The organism is Agromyces sp. Y575 (assembly GCF_059445445.1).
Genome location: NZ_JCAIUI010000001.1, coordinates 772,421 through 792,036 on the forward strand (window position 1 = coordinate 772,421; position 19,616 = coordinate 792,036).

The 19,616-nt window shown below is 67.7% G+C and carries 21 protein-coding genes and 2 tRNA genes; 13 read left to right on the forward strand and 10 right to left on the reverse strand.

Features of this window, described 5'->3' with window-relative positions; genetic code table 11:
- Window positions 1-45: 45 nt before the first annotated feature.
- The gene (locus tag AC1C2U_RS03725; protein WP_495360363.1) at window positions 46-726 is read right to left on the reverse strand and encodes a DUF8185 domain-containing protein; all 681 of its coding nucleotides are present in this window, start codon (window positions 724-726) and stop codon (window positions 46-48) included.
- Window positions 727-819: 93 nt separating this feature from the next.
- Here AC1C2U_RS03725 and AC1C2U_RS03730 point away from each other — a divergent pair, with 93 nt between their 5' ends.
- The 3 genes from AC1C2U_RS03730 (at window position 820) to AC1C2U_RS03740 (ending at window position 2,829) form a co-directional block, all read left to right on the forward strand.
- Window positions 820-1,710 (forward strand): acyl-CoA thioesterase, encoded by an 891-nt coding sequence (locus AC1C2U_RS03730; protein WP_495360364.1) that lies wholly within the window; start codon window positions 820-822, stop codon window positions 1,708-1,710.
- Window positions 1,711-1,804: 94 nt separating this feature from the next.
- The gene (locus AC1C2U_RS03735) at window positions 1,805-2,296 is read left to right on the forward strand and encodes a QcrA and Rieske domain-containing protein (protein WP_495360365.1); all 492 of its coding nucleotides are present in this window, start codon (window positions 1,805-1,807) and stop codon (window positions 2,294-2,296) included.
- A 2-nt stretch (window positions 2,297-2,298) separates the two neighbouring features.
- Window positions 2,299-2,829, forward strand: coding sequence for a hypothetical protein (locus tag AC1C2U_RS03740; protein ID WP_495360366.1), 531 nt, complete (start codon window positions 2,299-2,301; stop codon window positions 2,827-2,829).
- Between the two features lies 1 nt (window position 2,830).
- Here AC1C2U_RS03740 and AC1C2U_RS03745 read toward each other — a convergent pair whose 3' ends face one another.
- From AC1C2U_RS03745 to ssb, 4 genes are all read right to left on the reverse strand, one after another.
- Entirely contained in the window at window positions 2,831-3,307 is a 477-nt protein-coding gene (locus AC1C2U_RS03745) for an acyl-CoA thioesterase (protein WP_495360367.1), read from the reverse strand.
- A 1-nt stretch (window position 3,308) separates the two neighbouring features.
- Window positions 3,309-4,991 carry an energy-dependent translational throttle protein EttA gene (ettA, locus tag AC1C2U_RS03750; RefSeq protein ID WP_495360368.1) on the reverse strand — a complete coding sequence of 561 codons (1,683 nt, stop codon included), beginning with the start codon at window positions 4,989-4,991 and terminating at the stop codon, window positions 3,309-3,311.
- Between the two features lie 5 nt (window positions 4,992-4,996).
- Window positions 4,997-5,485 (reverse strand): DUF6993 domain-containing protein, encoded by a 489-nt coding sequence (locus AC1C2U_RS03755; RefSeq protein ID WP_495360369.1) that lies wholly within the window; start codon window positions 5,483-5,485, stop codon window positions 4,997-4,999.
- A gap of 99 nt (window positions 5,486-5,584) precedes the next feature.
- A complete protein-coding gene (gene ssb, locus AC1C2U_RS03760) occupies window positions 5,585-6,139 on the reverse strand; it encodes a single-stranded DNA-binding protein (RefSeq protein WP_495360370.1) in 555 nt (184 codons plus the stop codon).
- Window positions 6,140-6,386: 247 nt separating this feature from the next.
- On the opposite strand from ssb, the gene AC1C2U_RS03765 reads away from it, so the two are divergent.
- The 3 genes from AC1C2U_RS03765 (at window position 6,387) to AC1C2U_RS03775 (ending at window position 8,469) form a co-directional block, all read left to right on the forward strand.
- Entirely contained in the window at window positions 6,387-7,394 is a 1,008-nt protein-coding gene (locus AC1C2U_RS03765) for an aldo/keto reductase (protein ID WP_495360371.1), read from the forward strand.
- Between the two features lie 86 nt (window positions 7,395-7,480).
- Window positions 7,481-7,738 (forward strand): hypothetical protein, encoded by a 258-nt coding sequence (locus AC1C2U_RS03770; RefSeq protein ID WP_495360372.1) that lies wholly within the window; start codon window positions 7,481-7,483, stop codon window positions 7,736-7,738.
- A 74-nt stretch (window positions 7,739-7,812) separates the two neighbouring features.
- Window positions 7,813-8,469, forward strand: coding sequence for a hypothetical protein (locus AC1C2U_RS03775; protein WP_495360373.1), 657 nt, complete (start codon window positions 7,813-7,815; stop codon window positions 8,467-8,469).
- A 56-nt stretch (window positions 8,470-8,525) separates the two neighbouring features.
- Here the strand turns inward: AC1C2U_RS03775 and nadE are convergent, their stop codons facing one another.
- Window positions 8,526-9,347 carry an NAD(+) synthase gene (gene nadE / locus AC1C2U_RS03780; RefSeq protein WP_495360374.1) on the reverse strand — a complete coding sequence of 274 codons (822 nt, stop codon included), beginning with the start codon at window positions 9,345-9,347 and terminating at the stop codon, window positions 8,526-8,528.
- 143 nt (window positions 9,348-9,490) lie between these two features.
- Here nadE and AC1C2U_RS03785 point away from each other — a divergent pair, with 143 nt between their 5' ends.
- The 7 genes from AC1C2U_RS03785 (at window position 9,491) to AC1C2U_RS03815 (ending at window position 16,432) form a co-directional block, all read left to right on the forward strand.
- A complete protein-coding gene (locus AC1C2U_RS03785; protein ID WP_495360375.1) occupies window positions 9,491-10,711 on the forward strand; it encodes a cation:proton antiporter in 1,221 nt (406 codons plus the stop codon).
- A gap of 31 nt (window positions 10,712-10,742) precedes the next feature.
- Window positions 10,743-10,815, forward strand: a tRNA-Arg gene (locus AC1C2U_RS03790).
- Window positions 10,816-10,926: 111 nt separating this feature from the next.
- Complete coding sequence (gene orn / locus AC1C2U_RS03795; protein WP_495360376.1) at window positions 10,927-11,547, forward strand: oligoribonuclease; 621 nt, start codon at window positions 10,927-10,929, stop codon at window positions 11,545-11,547.
- A gap of 43 nt (window positions 11,548-11,590) precedes the next feature.
- Window positions 11,591-11,666 (forward strand) — tRNA-His (locus tag AC1C2U_RS03800).
- Between the two features lie 30 nt (window positions 11,667-11,696).
- Entirely contained in the window at window positions 11,697-12,044 is a 348-nt protein-coding gene (locus tag AC1C2U_RS03805) for a metallopeptidase family protein (protein WP_495353718.1), read from the forward strand.
- A 210-nt stretch (window positions 12,045-12,254) separates the two neighbouring features.
- Complete coding sequence (locus AC1C2U_RS03810; RefSeq protein ID WP_495360377.1) at window positions 12,255-15,119, forward strand: sialate O-acetylesterase; 2,865 nt, start codon at window positions 12,255-12,257, stop codon at window positions 15,117-15,119.
- Window positions 15,120-15,163: 44 nt separating this feature from the next.
- The gene (locus tag AC1C2U_RS03815; protein WP_495360378.1) at window positions 15,164-16,432 is read left to right on the forward strand and encodes a serine hydrolase family protein; all 1,269 of its coding nucleotides are present in this window, start codon (window positions 15,164-15,166) and stop codon (window positions 16,430-16,432) included.
- Window positions 16,433-16,470: 38 nt separating this feature from the next.
- On the opposite strand, the gene AC1C2U_RS03820 is transcribed toward AC1C2U_RS03815, so the two are convergent.
- Genes AC1C2U_RS03820 through AC1C2U_RS03835 form a run of 4 tightly spaced genes read right to left on the reverse strand, consistent with a single transcriptional unit; the run spans window position 16,471 to window position 19,616 of the window.
- Complete coding sequence (locus AC1C2U_RS03820) at window positions 16,471-16,728, reverse strand: hypothetical protein (protein WP_495360379.1); 258 nt, start codon at window positions 16,726-16,728, stop codon at window positions 16,471-16,473.
- A gap of 58 nt (window positions 16,729-16,786) precedes the next feature.
- Window positions 16,787-17,359, reverse strand: a complete 573-nt coding sequence (locus AC1C2U_RS03825) for a nucleoside/nucleotide kinase family protein (protein ID WP_495360380.1) — start codon at window positions 17,357-17,359, stop codon at window positions 16,787-16,789.
- Window positions 17,356-18,129: an energy-coupling factor transporter transmembrane component T family protein gene (locus AC1C2U_RS03830; protein ID WP_495360381.1), complete on the reverse strand. Its 774-nt coding sequence runs from the start codon at window positions 18,127-18,129 to the stop codon at window positions 17,356-17,358. Before AC1C2U_RS03830 ends, AC1C2U_RS03825 begins: the two co-directional genes overlap by 4 nt.
- Window positions 18,126-19,616: an ABC transporter ATP-binding protein gene (locus AC1C2U_RS03835; protein ID WP_495360382.1), complete on the reverse strand. Its 1,491-nt coding sequence runs from the start codon at window positions 19,614-19,616 to the stop codon at window positions 18,126-18,128. The genes AC1C2U_RS03830 and AC1C2U_RS03835 overlap by 4 nt, the downstream gene beginning before the upstream one ends.

A 19,616-nucleotide genomic window follows, 5' to 3' on the forward strand; every position in this document is an offset into this window, starting at 1 on the left:
AGCCCCCGGCGCACAGCAGGTTTCGACAGGCTCAACCCGCAGGAGTCACGCCTTCAGCGTCCATGGCTTGCGGCGCACGAGCACGTGGCCTCGCCGCGAGGAGAGACGGGTCCACGGACCAGTCTCGAAGAGCTTCACCTCATCGTCGCCGAGGAACCCGAGGCTGTAGGCCGCGAATGCCGCACCGGTCGGCACGTACTCGACGCCCTCGACACCACGCCCCCACACCTCTGAGCGCACGCGCTGCACGAGCTGCTCCCCGGTGCCGGCCGGAATCGCCTCGGCCACCTCGTCGATGCCCGCACGTGCCGCAGCCTCGAGCGTCGCGGCATCCGTCACACCGAGCGGTCGCCACCCGCCTCTGGGCGGTGAGATGCCCGCCCAGGTGACGGTGTTGACCTCGGGAGGTCGTGACATCGAGACCGGGCGCGAGTCGTCGTCTTCGCCGAGCTCGCCCCTGGCCCGCACGATGCGTTCGACGAGCGAACGCATCGGCACGACCGAATCGAACTCCTCGTCGTCGGCGAGCGCGAAGGTGCGCAGCCCGAGAACGGTCGGGCTCTCATCGAGGATGCCTCGTGGATACAGGATCGCGGTGTACACGGCGAGGATGCCCGAACCGGCGATCAGGCGCACCGAACCGTCTTCGACGCGGCCTGCACGTTGCAGGTAGGTATGCAGGTCTCCGAGCGACAAGCTGTCGGCGAGCGTGAGTTGTTGAACCATCTCCTGTCTAAACTACCAAGTGAGCGCCGCCGCCCCGGCGGCCTCGCGCTCCGCGGGCGCCGGGCGGTCACCGACCACCGACACGGAGGAACGATGAACGGTCCGATCGACGGCCTGCTGAGCACCCTGCACCTCACCGACACCGGGGCCCGCACCACCGAAGACATCTTCACCGGGCCTTCGCAATGGATGCCGCTCGGGCGTGTCTTCGGCGGTCAGGTGCTCGCGCAGTCGCTCATCGCCGCGATGCACACCGTGCCCGACGACCGCACGATCCATTCGATGCACGGCTACTTCCTCCGCCCCGGCGATGTCGCGCACCCCATCACCTTCTCCGTCGATCGACTGCACGACGGGCGATCGTTCTCGACGCGCCGCACCCACGCATTCCAGAACGGCGAGCCGATCCTCTCGCTCATCGCCTCGTTCCAGACTCCCGACGAGGGTGTCGAGCATCAGGTCGACATGCCGGCCGACCTCCCCGACCCTGAGAGCCTGCCGTCGACCGCCGACGTGCTCGGCGCGTTCGATCACGACATCGCCCGATACTGGTCGAACGAACGTGCCTTCGACATGCGGCACGTCTCTTCGCCCGTCTACCTCACGGTCGAAGGCGAGCGAGTGCCTCGGCAGGCGGTGTGGATGAAGGCGTTCGGCAAGCTTCCCGACGATCCGAAGCAGCATCGTGCCGCCCTCGCTTACGCGAGCGACTACTCGATCCTCGAGCCGATCCTCCGCGCACACGGTGTGGCTTGGGCGACGCCCGGCCTCAAGGTTGCGAGCCTCGACCATGCGATGTGGTGGCACCGCGATGCGCGGGTCGACGAGTGGTTGCTGTACACGCAGGAGTCGCCGTCGGCGAGCGGGGGTCGCGGTCTCTCACTCGGCCGCATCTACACTCGCGAGGGCGTGCTGGTGGCAAGTGTTGCGCAAGAGGGAATGGTGCGCGTGCCCGAATCGGCCGGGATGCATTCGCCTGAATAGATCCTGTGGAATCCGGCAGTGGCACCGCGCCGTGACACACAATGGGCAAAGGCGCGCGCGTGACGCGAGCGAAGTGGACGAAGGAGCTCAGGCGATGACCGATCCCACCGATCTCACACGACGCACCATCCTCACGCTCGGCTCCGTCGGAGCCGTCGGCGGTGCCCTCGCGCTGGCCGGCTGCGCAGCGGATGCCCCGTCGGACACCGCTTCACCCTCGACGCCTCCCGATCCCTCGATCACCGACGAACCGCCCACCGAGCCGAGCGCCGCGCCCGATGCGCCACCGGTCGGCGAAGACATCGCGGCTGTCGCCGACGTGCCCGTCGGCGGCAGCATCGACGCGAAGATCAATGGCGAGCCCGCGCTCATCGCACAACCGACGGCAGGCCAGGTCGTGGCGTTCAGTGCGATCTGCACGCACCAGCAGTGCGTCGTCGCCGCGGCGGCATCCGAGTTTCACTGTCCCTGCCACGGCTCGATGTTCGATGCGGCGACAGGTGACGTGATCCAGGGCCCAGCGCTCGACCCGCTCACGGCCATCCCCGTCGCGATCTCGGGTGACCGCATCGTCGCGGCGTCCTGACCATGGACGACTTCGACTTCACGTTCGCAGGACTCCCGATGCACGTGTTGCTCGTGCATGCGGTCGTCGTACTGACCCCGTTGCTCGGCTTGGCACTCGTCGTCGTCGCGGCGTGGCCGGCAGCTCGACGGGTGCTGTGGTTGCCGGTACTGATCGGCGCGGTACTGCTCCTCCCCCTCGGTCTCTTCACGATCGAAGCCGGCGAGTGGCTCGAGGAGCGGGTGTCGCCGACACCGCTCATCGAGGAGCACACCGACCAGGGCGAGGGAATCGTGCCGTGGCTCATTGCGATCCTCGTGCTCGCCGTCGTCGTCGCGGCGTGGGCGGTCGTCGAGCGCAGCTCGGCTCGTCGCACCGCAGCAGGGGATGGAACCGGCATCGGCCGCGGCATCCGCCTCATCGTCGGCATCGCACTGACCATCGCTGCGCTCGTCATCGCGGCAGGCTCCACCTGGACGCTCGTGCAGATCGCAGAGGCGGGAAGCCGTGCCGTCTGGGAGGGCTCGTTCAGCGACGATCCACTCGGCGACTGAGTCAGCGGCGGCGGAAACCGATCGGGTCGCCGACGTACGGCTCCCAGGCCGCGCGTTCGGCCTCGCTGACACGCCGCGGACGCTCGGTCGCCGCGTCGACGAGCACGATCGTCGTGACGGCGCGGGTGTACAGCGTGCGAGGGTCGACGCCGACCGGCGAGTACACCTCGTAGCAGACGTCGAGGCTCGCCCCGCCCATGTGGCCGATCCAGAGCTCGATGTCGACGGGCTGGCGCTGGTACGGGATCGGCGCGAGGTACTCGACCTCCTGCCGCGCGATCAGGGTGATCGTGTTCGCGCCCGGCGTGGCGTCGAGCACCGCCGTCGACGCGCCGACGGCGTGCTCTGGCGTGTCGTCGTTCACCCAGAAGGCCTGGATGCGGGCTTCTTCGAGCAGACCCAGCATGCGGGCATTGTTCACGTGCCCATATGCGTCGAGATCACTCCAGCGCAACGGCGTCGGCACGTGCAACCGCATGTCAGTCTCGCGTGAGCTTGCGGTACGCAGAACGGTGCGGCTTGGCCGCGTCGGGGCCGAGCCGCTCGATCTTGTTCTGCTCGTACGACTCGAAGTTGCCCTCGAACCAGTACCAGTTCGCCGGGTCGTCTTCGGTGCCCTCGTACGAGAGGATGTGGGTCGCGATGCGGTCGAGGAACCAACGGTCGTGGGTGATCACCACTGCACAGCCGGGGAATTCGAGGAGGGCGTTCTCGAGGCTCGACAGCGTTTCGACGTCGAGGTCGTTGGTCGGTTCGTCGAGGAGCAGGAGGTTTCCGCCCTGCTTCAGCGTGAGCGCGAGGTTCAAGCGGTTGCGCTCGCCACCGGAGAGCACCCCCGCCTTCTTCTGCTGGTCGGGCCCCTTGAATCCGAATTGCGAGACGTATGCCCGCGACGGGATCTCGGTCTTGCCGACGATGATGTAGTCGAGCCCGTCGGAGACGACCTCCCACAGATTCTTGTTCGGGTCGATGCCGCCGCGGCTCTGGTCGACGTAGGAGATGTCGACCGTCTCGCCGATCTTCAGTTCGCCGCCGTCGAGCGGCTCGAGCCCGACGATCGTCTTGAACAACGTCGTCTTGCCGACGCCGTTCGGACCGATGATGCCGACGATTCCGTTGCGCGGAAGGCTGAAGCTGAGGTTGTCGATCAGAATGCGTTCGCCGAAGCCCTTGCGGACCTTCTTCGCCTCGATCACCTGCGCGCCGAGACGCGGACCGACGGGGATCACGATCTCTTCGAAGTCGAGTTTGCGTGTGCGCTCGGCCTCGGTTGCCATCTCGTCGTACCGCGCGAGACGCGCCTTCGACTTGGCCTGTCGGCCCTTCGCGTTCGAGCGCACCCACTCGAGTTCTGATTCGAGGCGCTTCGCGAGCTTCTGGTCTTTCTTGCCCTGCACCTGCAGGCGTTCCTGCTTCTTCTCAAGGTAGGTCGAGTAGTTGCCCTCGTACGGGTAGAGCCGGCCACGGTCGACCTCGCAGATCCACTCGGCGACGTGGTCGAGGAAGTAGCGGTCGTGCGTGACGGCAAGCACGGCGCCGGGGTACTTCGCGAGGTGCTGCTCGAGCCAGAGCACGCTCTCGGCGTCGAGGTGGTTCGTGGGCTCGTCGAGGAGCAGCAGATCGGGCTTCTGCAGCAACAACTTGCAGAGCGCGACACGGCGCTTCTCACCGCCCGAGAGCACGGAGACCTGCTCGTCGCCAGGCGGGCAGCGAAGGGCATCCATGGCCTGCTCGAGCTGGGAGTCGAGGTCCCACGCGTCAGCGGCGTCAATGGCCTCCTGGAGAGTTCCCATCTCGGCGAGGAGCGCGTCGAAGTCGGCGTCGGGGTCTGCCATCGCAAGCGAGATCTCGTTGAATCGATCGAGTTTCGCCTTGATCGGGCCGACCCCCTCTTGCACGTTCTCGAGCACCGTCTTGGTCTCATCGAGCACGGGCTCCTGCATGAGGATGCCGACGGAGTAGCCCGGGCTCAGCCGCGCCTCGCCATTCGACGGCTGGTCGAGACCGGCCATGATCTTCAGGATCGTCGACTTGCCGGCCCCGTTCGGGCCGACCACGCCGATCTTCGCTCCGGGCAGGAACGCCATCGTCACGTCATCGAGGATGACCTTGTCTCCGACCGCCTTGCGGGCGCGAACCATCGAGTAAATGTAATCAGCCATGTCGCCTACCAGTCTATGGGGCGGGTCTGCCCGACGAGACAGCCGCCGGTGCCGAGCGGCGGGCGCACCGCGCCGTGGTAGCCGCCCGATTTCGGGCCGTACTGGCCGACCAGGCATTCACCCTGGAACAGCACGGAGAACTGCACCGAGTCGGCCGGCTCACCGATCGTGGTCGTGTCTGCGGTCACCTGCATCTGAGCCTTGTCGAAGCCTGCAGCGGCGAGCGCGTCGATGAAGTCACGGCCACCAGCGGCACCGTTCGCGGCGACGACGCCCGCGTTCACCCAGTCGAAGAACCCCAGGTTTTCTGCGGCCGACAGTTCTGGCCGGAACTCGGGTGCCGTCGGCGTCGGTGCACTGGCCTCCGAGGGTGTCGGGCGAGCCGTCGAGGGGGCCGTGGGCTGCGGGTCTGCAGTCGTGCAGCCGGCGGTGCCTGCGATGATCGCGACAGCCGTGAGCGCCACAGCCGCGGATGTGCCGAAGCGCCGTCTCATCGTTCCCCTCACCGGCGGTGCCGACCGCCCGAGCAGAGTCTATGCGTTCGCGTTCGACCGTTGCCCGGGCGGCCCGCCGTGTGGCGTCCGCTCGATCGATCAGACGGTGGCCATCGCTTCGTCGAGTTCAGCAGGTTCAGCGCTGTCGTCGCTGGCCTCGTCGTGGCCCTCATCGGTCGTTGCGACGTCAGGCCACGCGGACGCGCCCTGCTCGAGGCCTTCCGCCGCACCGAACGCGTCGACGACCTCGGCGCCGCCCGACGAAGCGTCGTCGGCCGCGGCATCCGCTGGGCGCGCGGAGCGCACTTTCGCGTAGGACGTCACGCACCAGGCGAGGTCGTGCCCGATCGAATCCGCCTCGATCTCGACAGCGGTGCCCGACTTCTCGCCGGTCTCCCATGCGCGCAGCCGGAGCCGACCGCGTACGATCAGGCGTTCACCTTTGCGGATCGAGAGCTTCGCGTTCGAAGCGAGCTGCCGGAACGCCGAGACGGTGTACCAGTTCGTCTCGCCGTCTTCCCAGGTGCCCTTCGCCCGATCGAAGACTCGTCTGGTCGATGCCAGACGGAACGACGTGATGGCGAGGCCGCCGTTGGTGACGGTGTGTTTGGGATCGGTTCCCACTACGCCGGTCACGGTGATGATGTCGGTCATGTGCTGCACTCCTCAGTCGGATGCCGCCGCGAGTCGACGGCACGCGGCTCCGAGGTGCGCTCGTGCCGGGATCGTCACCCCGGAGCCGCAAGCACCAGCATCACCGGCCGGCCGAGGCATCCGATGCCCGCATCGACGACGGTGCAGAAGAACCGGGTACCGACCGTTGTGGAGGACGAGTGACCCCGAATGACGATGTGGGCGGCCGCGGCACGAGCAGCGCGGCGTATCGCCATAGAGTTGCAGAATGAGCTACGTCGCCCTCCCCGAACGCTACGAACGGATGCAGTACAACCGGGTCGGCCGCAGCGGCCTGAAACTGCCGGCACTCTCTCTGGGGCTCTGGCACAACTTCGGTCACGAGCGGCCGTACGACACGCAACGCGCGATCGTGCGACGTGCGTTCGACCTCGGCGTCACCCACTTCGACCTCGCGAACAACTACGGGCCGCCCGCCGGGAGCGCGGAGGAGAACTTCGGGCGCATTCTCGCCGACGACCTCGCCCAGTACCGCGACGAGCTGATCATCTCGTCGAAGGCCGGGTTCGACATGTGGCCCGGTCCGTACGGTGATTTCGGTTCGCGCAAGTACCTGCTCGCCTCGCTCGATCAGAGCCTCGAGCGTCTCGGCCTCGACTACGTCGACATCTTCTACTCGCACCGGCCCGACCCCGAGACGCCCATCGAAGAGACGATGGGCGCCCTCGCCACCGCGGTGCGCCAGGGCAAGGCGCTCTACGCGGGCATCTCGAACTACGACCCCGATCAGACTCGAGCGGCCGCCGCCGCCCTCGCTGCCGAAGGCGTGCCGCTGCTCATCCACCAGCCGCGGTACTCGATGTTCGACCGGCACATCGAAGACGGGCTCTTCCCCGCTCTCGAAGAAGTCGGCGCCGCGAGCATCGTCTTCTCGCCGCTCGCGCAAGGGCTGCTCACCGATCGTTACCTGAGCGGCGACGTGCCCGCGGACTCGCGTGCCGCAACGAGCCGGTTCCTCTCAGCCGATCGCATCAGCACCGACTACCTCGAGCGCGCGCGGGCGCTCGACACGATCGCGAAGGAGCGCGGCCAGACCCTCGCCCAGCTCGCGCTCTCGTGGGTGCTCCGCCAGCCGCTCGTGGCGAGCGCACTCATCGGCGCCTCGAGCGTCGCGCAGCTCGAACAGAACGTGGCAGCGCTCGATGCCCCGCCCCTCACCGATGAGGAGATCGAACGCATCGAGCCGCTCGCGGCCCACGGCACCGCACTCGGCTGAGTCGGCACCACCGGTCGGATGTCGGTGGCCCTTCGTACTCTCGTGACATACACCAGCAGGGCCGGCTGCGTCACGAGAGGAACGACATGTCCGCCATCGCAACGAACGCCGCACGCACGCGCGAACCGTTCCCCATCGACGTTCCCGGTCTGCTCATCTCGCCGGCCGCTCCGGGCCTGTGGCGAGTCACTCGCCCCCACGGGCCGGTGCTCGGTCACATCGAGCAGCGCGGTGCTGGCACCGAGACGCGCTTCGGAGCGAAGCGACTGGTTGCCGGCGGCATCCGCTCGATCGACCTCGGTGAGTTCTGGTCGTCGCGCGACGCCGCTGAACTCTTCCGGTGACCGGGCGTCGAGCGAATTCGGGCACGCCGTCCCTGCTCGCCCGGCGCGACACCGACGCGAGGTAACCTGCGGCCATGCAGTGGTGGAATGATCTCGTCTCCTGGCTCGACTCGGCTGCGGCGCGGCCCGCGATCTTCTCGGCCGCCGTGCTGTTCTTGGCGGTGCTCGCCGCCGGGCTTCTCGCGGTGTGGATCGCCAGTATCGCGATCAAGCGTCTCGTCACACAGCGCGACCGTGAGGCCAAGGCGACGGCGATCGCCGCGCTCGTCGACGCCGCGACCGAGGCTTCCGTCTGGAACTCGCTCACTCCTCAAGAACAGGTGCTCGTCGATCGCGCCGTCGGCCAGGCCGACATCATCGTGCGCCTGCTCCCGATCCGCGGGTCGGATGTCGCGGCGAACTGGGCTTCCCACCAGTTGCACGAACTCAAGCGCGCATCGGCGACGTTCGGCTACCAGCTCGATCCCGCCGTGGTGGAGTTCCGCGACCGACTGCTCGAATGGCAGCGTCACCCGGCGCGCACACGCCGGCAGTTCCAGAACGACCTCGCACGGTGGCGCACCCAGCGTCAGGATCCGGATCAAGCCGCAGTGGACCAGCAAGACACGTGGGTGGCCGAGCAGCACCAGCAGCGCTACCAGGGCAGCGTCAACCTCGCCGAGCCGAGCGAGCCCACTGCCACGGCGAACACCGCACCCACACCGACGATGCAGAGCGAGCCGCTGCGCTGACCTACTGCTCAGCTGACTCGCGGCTCCGGCCGCTTCGGGTCAGCTCGAGCGATTGATCAACGCCACCAGTCATCGAACATCGAGACGGGCACCGTGCGCTTGTGCCGGGTCTGCAGGAATCTCGCCTCGATGCGTTCGGCGACCTCCTCGTCGATGTCGTGACCTTCGAGGAATGCGTCGATGTCGAGGTAGCTCAGCCCGAGGTTCGCCTCGTCGGTCTGCCCCGGGTTCGCATCGAGCAGGTCGGCGGTCGGTTCCTTCAGGAACAGACGCTCGGGAGCACCGAGATACTCGAGCAACGCACGGCCCTGCCGCTTCGTGAGCCCGGTCAACGGCAGGATGTCGGCGCCACCGTCGCCGAACTTCGTGAAGAAGCCGGTGACGGCCTCCGCAGCATGATCGGTGCCGACGACGAGCAGCCCCTGCTCGCCCGCCAGCGCGTATTGCGCGACCATCCGCAGTCGTGCCTTGACGTTGCCCTTGCCGAAGTCGCTGAGTGGCGCTTGCGTCGCCGCCTCGAAGTCTGCTGCGAACCCGTCGACACCGCCCTTGATGTTGAACACCACGGCCTCTTGCGGGGCGATGAACTCGAGTGCGAGTTGCGCATCGTCTTCGTCACGCTGCACGCCGTAAGGCAATCGCGCCGCGACGAAGCGCGCAGGAGTCCCCTCGGAGACGAGTTCATCGACCGCCAGTCGGCAGAGCCGCCCGGCCAGTGTCGAATCCTGTCCCCCGCTGATGCCGAGGATGAAGCCGCGTGCACCGGTCGAGCGCAGGTAGGACTTCAGGAAGTCGATGCGCGCACGCACCTGCTCTGCCGGTTCGATGACCGGGACGACGTTGAGTTCGGCGATGATTCGCGACTGCAGCTCTCGCATTCCACGACGATACCGCTGACATGTTTCCGGGATGCAAACGAGCACGGCCGCGTCATCGCGCAGATGCCATCAGGCCTCCGCTAGCATCGCGACAAGTGCAACGCCGCCGACCCTGGCGACGTCGTGTCCTGACGGGAGTTCGGATGGATATCTCGATCGGAACCATGGTGCTCGTGCCGGCGATCGCCGTTGCCGCGCCGCTGCTCGTGCGAGCGATCGGACGTTGGGTCGTCATCCCGCTTGTCGTCTTCGAGATCGTGCTCGGACTCGCACTCGGACCGGCGGTGCTCGGCTGGGTCGTGCCAGATGAGTTCATGGGCCAGCTCGCCGACTTCGGACTGGCAATGCTGTTCTTCCTCGCAGGCAATGAGGTCGACTTCCGCTCGATCCGCGGGCGCCCCCTGAGCCGTGCCGCCATCGGCTGGATAATCTCACTCGCCGCGGGCATCGGGATCGCCTCGGTGCTGGCGGCCGACCTCCCCGCGGCGGCCTTCATCGGCATCGCCCTGACCTCGACGGCGCTCGGTACGATCATGCCGGTGCTTCGAGATTCGGGCGATCTCGGCACCCCCTTCGGCATCGCCGTCATCGCGCTCGGCGCCGTGGGCGAGTTCGGGCCGCTGCTTGCGATCTCGATCTTCCTCAGCGGGCGCACCCCGCTGCTCGCGACGGTCGTGCTCCTCGCCTTCGCGCTCATCGCCGGGATCGCCATCTGGCTGGCCGCGAAGGGCGTGGGCAAGCGCATGCATCGGGTGATCACCGCGACGCTCCACACGAGCGGGCAGTTCGCAGTGCGACTCGTCGTCTTCGTGCTGCTCGCGCTCGTAGCGCTCAGCATCGTGCTCGACCTCGATATGCTCCTCGGTGCATTCACCGCCGGCGTGATCTACCGCTTGCTGATGACCGGCGCACCCGAGCGCGATGCGGAGATCGTCGAGACGAAGCTCGAGGCCGTCGGCTACGGCTTCCTCGTACCTGTGTTCTTCATCAACACAGGCGTGACCTTCGACCTCGAAGCGCTCTTCGCCGATGCCAGCACGACGGCGCTCCTCCCGATCTTCCTCGTGCTGATGCTCATCGTGCGCGGACTTCCCTCGCTCCTCGCCGCACCGAAGGGCTCGAGTCGGCGCGACCTCGCGGCGACCGCACTCTTCGGCGCCACCGGTCTGCCGATCATCGTCGCGGTCACCGCCATCGGAGTCGACAACGGCGACCTGCCGAGCGGTACCGCCGCGGCGCTCGTGGGGGCGGGGATGGCCTCGGTGCTCCTGTTCCCGCTCATCGCACTCACGATTCGCAAGGGCCGAACAGATGCCGCCGCGAAGCAGCCGGACGACGATCCGTACGTTCCCGTCGAGGGGTGACCCGGCCTGCCCCGGTATGCTTGGCACCGTCGCCCCCGTAGCTCAGCGGATAGAGCAGGAGCCTTCTAATCTCTTGGTCGCAGGTTCAATTCCTGCCGGGGGCACCGATCCCAACGCCTGGAAGCGCGACACCTCGACCGGGCGTCCATCCCAGCGTTCACCGTCGCCCGAGGCACTGAAACAGCAGTGTCGGAGCGCCCCGGTAGACTCACCGCATGGCTTCCTCGAGTGACCGACTGGTCTGGATCGACTGTGAAATGACCGGACTCGACCTCGAGGTCGATGAACTCGTCGAAATCGCCGTCGTCATCACCGACTACGACCTGAACCCCGTCGATGCGGGGCTCAGCATCGTCATCAAGCCCGATTCGAGCGCGCTCGAGTCGATGGGCGAGTTCGTCCGAACCATGCACACCCAATCCGGACTCATCGAAGAGATCCCGAACGGTGTCAGCGTCGCCGAGGCGGAGTACGAAGTACTCGAGTACGTGCTGAAGCACATACCCGAAGAACAGAAGGCACCCCTCGCGGGCAACTCGATCGGCACCGACCGCGCCTTCCTCGTGAAGTTCATGCCTCGCCTCGATGCGCACCTGCACTACCGCAGTGTCGACGTCTCCTCGATCAAGGAGCTCGCAAAACGCTGGTTCCCTCGCGCGTACTTCAACTCGCCTCAGAAACACGGCGGACACCGGGCGCTCGCCGACATCCTCGAATCGATCCGCGAACTGCATTACTACCGGCGCGCGGTCTTCGTCACCGAGCCCGGCCCGTCGACCCAGGAACTCCAGACCCTTGCGGCGACCGTCGTGGACGAGTTCGACGCCAAGGTGTAGTAGTCTCTTTGAGTTGCCAGATCGCTTCGGCGGTCGACACATGGTGGGTATAGCTCAGTTGGCAGAGCGCCTGGTTGTGGTCCAGGAGGTCGCGGGTTCAAGCCCCGTTACTCACCCCAATTCTTCACCCGCTCCGAACGGAGTTGCTCGTGGAACTCGATGCCGAGGCGTTCGAAGCTCTCGTCGTCGATGAACTCGACCAGTTGCCCGACGACATGGTCGACGGCCTCGAGAACGTCGTCTTCGTCGTCGAAGACCGCCCCGAAGACGGCTCGCTCGACCTGCTCGGCCTCTACGACGGGTGGGCGCTGACCGAACGCGACCGGTACGGATTCGGTGAGATGCCCGACCGCATCATCCTCTACCGCGAGCCGTTGCTTTCGATCTCAGACGACGAAGACGAACTCCGTGAAGAGATCCACGTCACGCTCGTACACGAGATCGCCCACTTCTACGGCATCGACGACGCTCGCCTGCACGAACTCGGCTGGGCCTGAGCCCGACGCGTCGCTCCACCGGCCACCACGGCCCGCTCCGGGGCATCGAAGCGCGCTCAGACCGACGACGGGCAGCTCAGGCATCACGGGCCGCCCGGTGCATTGACGCGCCGCTCGACTGGCGGCTACTGTATCGACTGACCGCTTCTGAATCGTTTCATCATCACATTCACTCCACACGTTGCGCACATCAAAGATGATTGGCCCGTATTGATCAACGCGCTTTCGGCACGCACACCCGTCCGCCTCCTCGCTCTCGCCGCCCTGACCGGGGCACTCGTCCTCACCCCCACCGCTCCCGCGCCGGCCGCCGAGACAGCCGCACCCACTTCGTGCGATGCGGCCGCCACGGCCGACGGCCAGGCGCCGGTGCTGCAACTCGAGCTCCCTGCCAACGCTTCGTGGCCGGGCGCCGTGCCCGACTACGCGTTCAATGCACTTCAATCGGCCGAACAGGGCTTCGACCGCGTGGGGTATTGCCTTGAGACGACGAGCGGCACAGGCACGCAGTGGGCCTGGTCCGGTATGGACGCCTTCACCGCCGATCCTTCGCTGCTCGGCCTTCATACGATCCCGGGCCAGATGACGCAGCTGCGCGTGAACGACTTGGATGTCGCCTCGAACGTCGCCGACGTCGCGACGGGTGAAGGTATGACGGGGTGGATCGAGCACTGGCCGAACACCTACGAGCGCTACCGCAGCGGGCAAGTACAGGGCGCGACGAACGACGCGTACGACGCCGACGACCAGCCGACCGTCGGGTGGTACGGCTCGTTCCAGATCCACCGGGTGAACGTCGAACCGGGCGACACCCAGACCCCGAGCACCGTGATGGCACTCAACGGGTTCACCGGAACGGAAACGCTCGACATCGGGTTCGGAGACGCGCCAGGCGGCTCGGCGGAGTCGGACTGGACCTTCGCCCGCAATGCGGCCTCGTTCGCGAGCCGTACGCTCACGGTCTACACACGCTCCGCCGTCGTCGAGCTGAGCAACGCCCCGCAGGATCGGGAGCTCTTCCCGCGCGATGCCGACAACGGTGCGAACGTGATCGTCGCCGGTACTTCGGATGCCGCGGTCGAGAACGTGCGTCTCTCGGTCACGAGTGCCGGAGAGACGACGACACAGGCGACATCGGACTCGTCGTTCTCGTTCGACACGCGCATCACGGCGGGCCTTCACGACTACGAGTTCCACCTGGAGGCCCAGGTCGACGGCGTCTGGCGCACGAGCGGCCGGTGGACCCACGTCGTCGCCGGCGACGTCTTCGTGATTCAAGGACAGTCCAATTCGGAGTCCGCCGCATGGCAGGACGGATCGGATTCGAGCGCTCGCAATCAGTCGCCGTGGGTGCGGAGTTACGGCACGACGTCGTGGCATCCCGAGACCTCTCACGGCAGCCGCGCATGGCATTACGCCTACGGTGACATGACCTCCGCGAACAAGGGTCAGGTGACCAATGTCGGCATGGTCGGCCAGTGGGGTATGCGCATGGGCGGCGCGCTCTCGCAAGAGCTTCAGGTTCCGGTCGCGATCTTCAATGGCGCGCATGGTGGGCAGCCGATACACGTGTTCCAGCGCAACGATTCCGACCCGAATGACAGCGCAACGAACTACGGCCGGTTGCGGCAGCGCCTGGAAACGGCCGGGGTCCTCGACGACGTCAAGGCGGTGTTCTGGTACCAGGGCGAGTCGGACAACGGCGACACGGTCCGTCACATCGACGGCTTCACCACCCTCCTCGAGGACTGGCGAAGTGAATTCGGCTCGAGTATCAGCGGCGGCGCGCAGTATTACGCGTACCAGCTCCGAACTTCGTGCAACGGCGCCGGCAATGCGGCCCGCGGAGACGACATCGCCCTGCGCGAAGCGCAACGGAACCTCGCGCGGACGCATGGCGTGACCGTGCTCTCCACGACAGGAGCACCCGTCCATGACGGCTGCCACTTCGGATACGAAGGCGGCTACAAGATGTTCGGCGAGCAGGCGACGGCCGTGCTCCTCCGCGACCTCTATGACGGGCCGAGCGCCGGCGTTGCCGCTCCGAACCCGATCGCAGCAGCGGCGGCGGCACCGTCGAGCACGGAGTTCACCATCCAGCTCGACTCGGCAACCGATCCGCTGACCGTCGACGCGAACATCAACTCGACAGGCGACTTCGTGGTGAACGGCTCATCTGCCAAGGTCACGAACGTGAGTTCTCACGAGGGAGGAAAGCTGCTCGTGACACTGGCCGGGGCCATCGGAGCGAATACGACGGTGAGCTATCTCTCGCACTACGGCGCCGGCCCGATGATTCGTACCTCGAACGATGTCGGCCTGCTGGCGTTCAACCGACTCCCGGTGGCCATCGGGGCAGCCTCGCCCGAGCTGGTGACTTCCATTCCGAATGCAGTGGCCGGGGTCGAGCACTCGGTTCTGCTGGGAGCGACCGGCACCGACTCCGCGCGCTACACGGTGACGGAGGGATCTCTCCCCGCTGGGTTCGTGCTCGACCGCACGAGCGGCGAACTCGCGGGCGAGTCCGATCTCGCCGTGACGGCCACCTTCACGGTGCGGATGGATTCCGCGACAGGCTCGAGCAGCCGAGCGCTCACGTTCGAAGTCGCCCCAGGTCCGATCACCGACATCACCATGTCAGCCGACTCACTCGAGGCGACGGTGGGCGACTCCGTGGAGATCGCCGTCTCGGGGGTGGACGCTTTCGGAAATGACCACGGTGATGTGGCTTCCGACGTGACCCTGACCAGTGATCAACCAGGCGACATCGTCTCGGGCAACCGAGTGACGTTCACTCACGCGAGTGCGCACGTGATCACGGCGAGCGTGGGCGAAGCTTCGGCATCGATCACGATCGAAGTCTCACCAGCGGCCACCGGCGGCAACGGAGGAGGAAACACGCCCGGCGGCACGGGGGGCGGCGGCGGAGGCGCCTCGAACGATCCCGACTCCGCGGGCGGCCTCGCCGCCACGGGCTTCGAACCAGGCGTCGGCGTCGTCCTGGTGCTGTTCCTCACCGTGCTCGGCGCACTCGCCGTGCTGCGCGGTCGGCGTGCGCAGCGCCGCACCGAGTAGTCGGGCCGTCCTGGGCGTGAACGCGGCCGGGTTACGCTGATTCCATGAGCATCACCCCCCGCCGCATCGTCGGCATCGCCGTCGGCGCGATCGCGATCCTCGGCATCGGGGTCTACGGTCCGGCGATGCTCCTCGGCCCGCTCCCGGCCGTGAGCGTCACGGTCGATGACACCGGTGCAGCGGCATCCGCGGTGGGCACGCCCACCGCGATCACGCTTCCCACCGCGGGCGCGAGCGCGATCGCCGTCCTCGCTGACGACAGCACGCCGACGACGCTCGCTGTGGCAGGCGACACGGCCGCGGTTCCGATCGGCAGCGCCGCAAAACTCATCACCGTGCTCGCGACCCTCGACTCTCTGCCGCTGCCCGCAGACGGCGGTGCCGGCCCGGCCATCAACATCGGACCCGAGGACTACACCGACTACCTCCGCTACGTCGCGGAGGACTCGCGCACTCTGCAGGTCTCGCCCGGCGAGAGTTGGACGGAGCGAGACGTCGTGCGTGCGGTGCTGCTCGCATCGAGCAACAACCACGCCGACACGCTCGTGCGCTGGGCGTTCGGCGGCGTCAACCCCTATGTCAAGGCGGCCAATGCCTGGCTCGCCGAGCAAGGTTTCACCGGGACCCGGGTCGCCGATGCGACGGGCCTGTCGGGCGACAATGTCGGCACCGCCGAAGAACTCACCCGCCTCGCGGCGCTGGCACTGGCCGACCCGGCGCTCGCGGCGATGTACGACACGGTCGAGTCCCCAGCAGTCGCCGGGGCGCGAAACGTGCCGGACGTGGTCGCCCATCTCGGCGACGCGGGAGTGCGTGCCCTCGCGCGCAGCTACACCGACCAGGCGGGCCTGACCTTCCTGTTCTCAACTGAGATCCCGGGCGCAGAAGGCGACCCATCACATCACCTCGTCGGCGCGATGACGCTCATGCCCGACTACGAGACTCTCGACGCCGCCGTTCGTGCGGCGGTCGAATCGAGCTCGCTCACCGCTCAGCCAGTCGAAGTCATCACCGCCGGCACGCCGTACGCGAGTGTCGAAGCGCCCTGGGGAGACCGAGCCGAGCTCGTCGCCACTGTGAGCCAGACGGATGTCTCGTGGGGCAACCCGGGCGGCGAGACATCCGTCACCGTCGAGGCGTTCACGACCGCGTCGGCGGGTCGTGACATCGGCCGGGTCACCGTGGCTACGGCCAGCGGGGAGCTCGCCTCCCCCCTCGAGTTGACGAGCGGCATCCGCGATCCGGGTCCGCTCTGGCGACTCACGAACCCCGCCGCGCTCATCGGGGCGTTCTTCGCCGATCAGCAGGGCTGAACCCGGGGGTCGCGCGCGGCCTCACTCTTGCGGTGTACTCAGTCGTTCTCGTCGTCGGACTCGACCGGGTCGGAGTCATCGGCATCGAACCGGAACTGCACCCGCACCTGTCCGTTGACCTCGCGCTCGTCGACCGCGTCGTACCAGAACAGCGATTCGAGACCGTCGACGGCGGCGACCATGCCGACGCGCTGTTCGGGCTTGCCGCCCACGAGGATGCGCTGCTCGAACTCGCCCTCGAGCGGACCGTCGAGGAACTCCGCGACGTACTGGGCGCCTGTCCTGTCTGTGCTCATATGACTACCGTAGCCCTCGGTCGCAGCGAGGGGCAGGGGGCCGCACGGGCGCGCCGACTCAGGCGTCGGCGACGCGAACCCGCAGGTCGGCACGACTGGCGGGAGCCGTACGCGCGACGTATCGCCGCCACTGCCGCTCCCAGAGATCCCAATACGGATCGAATGCGCCGTCGTCTCGTGCCAGCGCCCTGCGTTTGCGCACCCGTGCCGAGGCTTCGACCCAGACATGCACCGCATCGACCTGCGAGACGGCGGCGAACGCACCGCACCCCTCGATGATCAGCGCGTTGCCCGGATCGCTCGACTCGATCGAACCCGCACGGTCGGCCGCCCAGTCCCAGCGCCGCCACTGCCCCACCTTGCCACGCGCCCGGCGGGCGATGAGGGTGCGCGACAACTCGGTTCCGGCCCGTTCCAGCCCGGTCCAGCCGCGATAGGCGTCGTCGAGACGAACGAGGTCGGGCCTCTGACCTGGCCAGGCCCGCAGGATCGTGTCGGCGAGCGTGCTCTTGCCTGAGCCGCTGGGTCCGTCGATCGCGATGATCCGCGATCGCTCCGCGCGTACCCGAGCGAGCACGGCCTGAACGGCGGATGCCGCGGGGCCGACCTCGACACCCGGGCGATCGGTCACGACCACACCGGGTGGAAGGTGCCGGCCCAGATGGCCGCGCCGATCGCGAGCGCGGCGATGCCGACGGCGAGTGCGAGGAGCGCCGCGTCCGACCAACCGACACGGGAGACACGCGCCCAGGTGCGCGGTCGGTCGGACCCGAAGCCGCGTGCCTCCATCGCGGTCGCGAGTTTGCTTCCCCGCCGAATGGCGAGCACGAGCAGCGCGAAGGCCATCGTCGCGAACCGGCGAATGGCACCATGATCGCCGATGCCGCGCGCGCGGCGCGACAACGCCATCGCCCGCCAATCCTCGATGAACAGGCCGACGAGGCGTGCTCCCGCGAGCGCGCCCAGCACGAACCTGCTCGGCAGGCGAGCGATCTGTGCGAGCCCGTCGGCGAGCTCGGTCGGGTCGACATTCATGAACAGCAGCACCGCCGGCAATCCGATCGCGAGTACGCGCACGGTGACGGCGATGGCGAGTTCGATGGAGCCGTCGGTGACCCGCGCCAGCCAGAACGACCAGTACTCGGTGCCCTCGGGGCGCCCGTACAGCAGCATGCTGAGACCGGCGATCGGCGCCGCGATGAGGATCGGCCAGGTGCGTGCCACGAGTACTTTCGGGGTCACCCCGGCCATGGCGAACAGTGCGAGCTGCACGATGAGTGCGACCGCGGCGCTCACCCAATCGACCGTGAGGAGCAGCGGTGTGGTGAGGAGCATCGCCGCGGCGAGGCGGCTGACGGGGTTGACGCGATCGACGAGTCGCAGGCGGGGTGCCGCGATCATGCCGCCGCCTCCGCTCGGAGGCATTCCCGGCTGAGATCGAGATGCTGATCGCCGAGCGCCGCGAGATATGCCGCATCATGACTGATCGAGAGCAGGGTCACCCCGTCGTCGACGAGTCCCCTGAGCAGGCTGACGAGTTCGATCCAGGTGAGACGGTCTTGGCCGAAGGTCGGCTCGTCGAGGATGATGACGCGGGGCTGGGCGACGAGCGCGCACGCGACCGTGAGCCGACGTTGCTCACCGCCTGAGAGCGTGAACGGGTTCGCCTCGGCGAGCCGGTCGAGCCCCAGGCGTTCGAGCACCTCGCGAGTGCGCAGGCGGGTCGTCGCCGTGTCGAGACCCAGCGCCCGCGGGGCGACTTCGAGTTCGCGCTGCACGGTGGAGGCGACGAACTGGTGCTCCGGCTCTTGAAACACGGTTCCGATGCGGGTCAGCAATTCGCGCGAACGCCATCGGATCGGCTCCCCGCGCAGCCCGCTCGCGAGTTCCGCTGACGCGCGCACCTGCCCCGCGATCGGTGCCAGAAGTCCGCCCATCGTGAGGGCGAGGGTCGACTTTCCGGCGCCGTTCGGCCCAGTGAGCACGGTCGACGAGGCCCTCGGCAACGACAGCTCGAGCCCCTCTCGCACGACCGCATCGCTCCGGCGGCCGATTGCGAGGTCGATGCCGGCGAGATCGATGACGGATGCCGCCGCGGCGGGCCGCGCGGACGTGACCGTCGGCGGCGAGCCGGGCACCCAGACCCCGGCGGCGAGGAGCGCCGCGCGCTGCGTGTCGATGACGTCTCGCGGGTCGCCGTCGGCGATGATTCGACCGTTCCTGCCGAGCACCACCACTCGGGTCACGAGGTCGATCCAGACATCGACGCGGTGCTCGACCACGACGAAAGTGGCTCCCGTGCGCTCGAGCGTACGGTCGACCGCGTGACGAACCTCGCTCACCCCGTCGGGGTCGAGGTTCGCAGTCGGCTCGTCGAGAAGCAGTAGCCCCGGTCGCATCGCGAGCGCGCCCGCGAGCGCCAGACGCTGCTTCTGCCCGCCCGAGAGCGAGCTCGTCGGGTGGTCGAGTGGGAGATCCAGCCCGACGTCATCGAGTGCACGGCGTACGCGCGGCCAGATCTCCTCTCGGGGCACCCCGAGGTTCTCGCAGCCGAAGGCGACGTCATCACCGACGCGAGCGAGGATCACTTGCGAGTCGGGGTCCTGCAGCACGAGGCTCGCGCGGCCCCGCATCGAGCCCGGCCATTCGCCGTCGATGCGCAGCGAACCGGTCTCCTCGCCCTCCTCGGCTCCGCCGTGAACGCCGGCAAGGGCGTGAAGGAGCGTCGATTTGCCCGAACCCGACGGCCCGAGCAGCAGCACCCGCTCCCCCGGTTCGATACGAAGGTCGATGCCATCGAGCGCGGCGTCGCGCCTGCTGGCGTGGCGCCACCCCCACCCGCGCGCCTCCACGCGCGCGGGCCGGATTGCTTCGGAGTCGTGACCCAC

Excerpts from the sequence above, each read along its gene's own strand:
- AC1C2U_RS03725 (WP_495360363.1), bottom strand. The coding sequence starts at position 726 with ATGGTTCAACAACTCACGCTCGCCGACAGCTTGTCGCTCGGAGACCTG.
- AC1C2U_RS03730 (WP_495360364.1), top strand. The coding sequence starts at position 820 with ATGAACGGTCCGATCGACGGCCTGCTGAGCACCCTGCACCTCACCGAC.
- AC1C2U_RS03735 (WP_495360365.1), top strand. The coding sequence starts at position 1,805 with ATGACCGATCCCACCGATCTCACACGACGCACCATCCTCACGCTCGGC.
- AC1C2U_RS03740 (WP_495360366.1), top strand. The coding sequence starts at position 2,299 with ATGGACGACTTCGACTTCACGTTCGCAGGACTCCCGATGCACGTGTTG.
- AC1C2U_RS03745 (WP_495360367.1), bottom strand. The coding sequence starts at position 3,307 with ATGCGGTTGCACGTGCCGACGCCGTTGCGCTGGAGTGATCTCGACGCA.
- ettA (WP_495360368.1), bottom strand. The coding sequence starts at position 4,991 with ATGGCTGATTACATTTACTCGATGGTTCGCGCCCGCAAGGCGGTCGGA.
- AC1C2U_RS03755 (WP_495360369.1), bottom strand. The coding sequence starts at position 5,485 with ATGAGACGGCGCTTCGGCACATCCGCGGCTGTGGCGCTCACGGCTGTC.
- ssb (WP_495360370.1), bottom strand. The coding sequence starts at position 6,139 with ATGACCGACATCATCACCGTGACCGGCGTAGTGGGAACCGATCCCAAA.
- AC1C2U_RS03765 (WP_495360371.1), top strand. The coding sequence starts at position 6,387 with ATGAGCTACGTCGCCCTCCCCGAACGCTACGAACGGATGCAGTACAAC.
- AC1C2U_RS03770 (WP_495360372.1), top strand. The coding sequence starts at position 7,481 with ATGTCCGCCATCGCAACGAACGCCGCACGCACGCGCGAACCGTTCCCC.
- AC1C2U_RS03775 (WP_495360373.1), top strand. The coding sequence starts at position 7,813 with ATGCAGTGGTGGAATGATCTCGTCTCCTGGCTCGACTCGGCTGCGGCG.
- nadE (WP_495360374.1), bottom strand. The coding sequence starts at position 9,347 with ATGCGAGAGCTGCAGTCGCGAATCATCGCCGAACTCAACGTCGTCCCG.
- AC1C2U_RS03785 (WP_495360375.1), top strand. The coding sequence starts at position 9,491 with ATGGATATCTCGATCGGAACCATGGTGCTCGTGCCGGCGATCGCCGTT.
- orn (WP_495360376.1), top strand. The coding sequence starts at position 10,927 with ATGGCTTCCTCGAGTGACCGACTGGTCTGGATCGACTGTGAAATGACC.
- AC1C2U_RS03815 (WP_495360378.1), top strand. The coding sequence starts at position 15,164 with ATGAGCATCACCCCCCGCCGCATCGTCGGCATCGCCGTCGGCGCGATC.
- AC1C2U_RS03820 (WP_495360379.1), bottom strand. The coding sequence starts at position 16,728 with ATGAGCACAGACAGGACAGGCGCCCAGTACGTCGCGGAGTTCCTCGAC.
- AC1C2U_RS03830 (WP_495360381.1), bottom strand. The coding sequence starts at position 18,129 with ATGATCGCGGCACCCCGCCTGCGACTCGTCGATCGCGTCAACCCCGTC.